The following is a 2,488-nucleotide window of genomic DNA, read 5'->3' on the forward strand; positions in this document are numbered from 1 at the left end:
AAGAACGAGCCCGGGTCCGATGTTCGCCCCAAACCTTGACGCTATGGGCGGTCGACATCCCCAGCATCGGCCCGTGCGTCAGCCGAATCGGGTCGCGTTCCGCCAACGCCACCGAAGTGTCTAATCCAGCTAGTATGAGTGCGATCAACCACAGCAAAGAAAGAGAACGTAGCATGGTGTCTAGTGATGCGGGTTAAAGAGGAGGGAAAAGATCCAATCGGTTCCCACCATCATAATCGCCCACACCGCTGACCGTGCGTTCGGTAGACCACGCTCCCTGGCGTCAACTAATTTGACATCCAACTCGCTCGCGGAGAGCCAAAGTGGACGCACTAACAGACTACGCAAACAAGTGGTCATAAACCTGTTTGGCAATCGCGTGTTCTTCGTCGGTCGCCACCACCAACGTCCGCACCGTGGCGGTGGGATCCGTCAAATCCACAATCACTTGATTGGCGCGTAGCGATTCGTTGACTTGGTCATCGATCACGATTCCCAAATGCGCCAGCGGGGCCGTGATCAGTTTGCGTATTTCGGCAGCATTCTCGCCGACGCCCGCTGTAAAAATCAGAACATCGAGTCCGCCCAGGATTGCAAAATAGCCACCGATGTATTTTAAAATTCGGTGGATGTAAATCTCAATCGCCAGCGACGCTGCTGCATCTCCTTGGCGCCGCCGAGACAGGACCGTTCGCATATCTACATCGCCGCACAACCCCAGCAATCCGCTCTGCTTATTTAGTAACGTATCGATTTCATCAACCGACATCCCCGTTTGACGCATCAGGTACAGCGGCACGGAGGCGTCGATGTCGCCGGTCCGCGACGCCATGACCAAACCTTCTAGCGGAGTCATCCCCATTGACGTATCGATCGCAACACCATCGATCGACGCGGTGACGCTGGCGCCGCCTCCGAGATGCAGCGAAATGACACGACGTTGCTCGGGTGCCGCATCAAGGAAATTCAACGCTTGTTCGGTAACGTAACGATGCGATGTACCGTGTGCCCCATAGCGCCGCACCCCATGATCGCTGTAAGCCCACGTGGCGATCGCGTAACGGTATGCTTTGGGGGGCAAGTTGGAAAAGTAGGCCGTGTCAAAAACCAAGACTTGCGGGATGGACAGTTCTAGCGCGGTCATCGCCTCGATGACCGTCCTTGCCGGCGGATTATGCAGCGGCGCAAGCGTATCGAGCTTGGCCAGATCCATCAGCACTTTGTCATTGACGATCGTGGGTGCAGCAAAGCGATCGCCCCCTTGCACGACGCGGTGACCGATCGCAGCCAGAGCAAAGTCTTTGTGCCGATCCAACGCAATCCGAGCCGCCGTCAAATGATCCGTCGCATCGCCACCGATTTGCCCGATGCGATCGACAAGCCCCTCGGTCACTCGGCTTCCAGTCGCCAAATCGATACAGGCGTATTTCAGCGTGGTGCTGCCAACATTAAAGACAAGGATGTTCATGAGTCCTGAGCCTGAATCGCGGTGATGGCAACAGTATTGACAATATCGGCCACAGTACAGCCACGCGACAAATCGTTGACCGGTTTTCGCAAACCTTGCAGCACGGGACCGATGGCGACCGCGCCGGCCGATCGCTGGACCGCTTTGTACGTGTTATTGCCGGTATTGAGGTCAGGAAAAATGAAGACGGTCGCGCGTCCCGCCACGGCGCTGCTGGGCATTTTGGTGGCCGCGACAGCCGGATCGATCGCCGCGTCGTATTGCAGCGGACCTTCGACCAGCAGTTCCGGACGCTTGCGTTTTAGAATCGCCGTCGCTTCACGAACACGTTCAACGTCTTCGCCATGCCCACTTTCCCCAGTCGAGTACGAGAGCATCGCCACCCTCGGCTCGATACCAAATTGTAGCGCCGTGTCGGCACTGCTCGACGCGATTTCAGCAAGTTGATCCGCAGTCGGATTGGCAATCACCGCGCAGTCGCCGTACACCAATACGTCATGCTTTAGGCACATCAAAAAGACACTGCTGACACAACCGACGCCTTCACGCGTCTTGATAAATTCAAACGCGGGGCGAATGGTGTTTGCCGTCGTGTGGATCGATCCCGAGACCATGCCGCCGGCAAGCCCCTTTTCGACCATCATCGTGCCAAAATAGCTGACTTCGAGCATCCGATCGCTCGCGACGTCCATCGTGGCCCCTTTGTGTTTCCGCATCGCGTAGTAATCGTTGATAAAGGACTCGCGAAGCGGCGAACTCTTGGGATCGATGATCTCCACGCCCGCTTCGGGAATCGCAACTCCCACATGACTTGCCGCGGCGCGAATCGCCACGGGATCTCCCAACAAAACAATATCCGCCACATCACGGCGACGGAGCACATCGACCGCTTGCAAAATGCGAGGTTCACTCCCCTCGGGCAACACGATGCGAACTCGTTTCTCTCGGGCCCGTTGGATCAACGAGTATTCGAACAACATCGGGGTGACACGGTGCGTATCAGGCGCCTGCAATCGGGTG

The 2,488-nt window shown here is 56.8% G+C and carries 2 protein-coding genes; both read right to left on the bottom strand.

Features of this window, described 5'->3' with window-relative positions:
• Positions 1-340: 340 nt before the first annotated feature.
• Complete coding sequence (locus RMSM_RS32360) at positions 341-1,468, bottom strand: acetate/propionate family kinase (protein ID WP_008707616.1); 1,128 nt, start codon at positions 1,466-1,468, stop codon at positions 341-343.
• Positions 1,465-2,488: phosphate acetyltransferase (gene pta, locus RMSM_RS32365; RefSeq protein ID WP_040770679.1), on the bottom strand; the 1,024-nt coding region annotated here is incomplete at its 5' end. The genes pta and RMSM_RS32360, both read right to left, overlap by 4 nt.

It is taken from the genome of Rhodopirellula maiorica SM1 (genome assembly GCF_000346295.1).
Lineage (GTDB): Bacteria > Planctomycetota > Planctomycetia > Pirellulales > Pirellulaceae > Novipirellula > Novipirellula maiorica.

What these genes read in the sequence shown, in the direction of transcription:
- RMSM_RS32360 (WP_008707616.1), bottom strand. Translation starts at nt 1,468, where the DNA reads ATGAACATCCTTGTCTTTAATGTTGGCAGCACCACGCTGAAATACGCC.